At 35.8% G+C, this 229-nt stretch carries 1 pseudogene; it reads left to right on the forward strand.

What is annotated here, in order from left to right:
• Nucleotides 1-229 (forward strand): annotated as a pseudogene (locus EII29_RS12580) (hypothetical protein); the annotation flags it as partial.

The following is a 229-nucleotide window of genomic DNA, read 5'->3' on the forward strand; positions in this document are numbered from 1 at the left end:
GTCATGGCGGATAGTGCAAAAGATGTATTAAGAAAAGCAAGAGAAGATTATTATAAACAACAGAGAGAAATGACAAGACCTGTAAAAGAGAAGAAGGTACCTGAAAAGAAGATGAAAAAAGAGCAGAGTATATCGGGAGAAATGTTGGAAGAAAGTGTGATATTGGAAGAAGAAAGAGTAGAAGAAGTAAAACCTAAGACACCGATGGAAAAGCTTGAGTATAATGCGT

It is taken from the genome of Leptotrichia sp. OH3620_COT-345, assembly GCF_003932895.1.
Taxonomy (GTDB): Bacteria; Fusobacteriota; Fusobacteriia; order Fusobacteriales; family Leptotrichiaceae; genus Pseudoleptotrichia.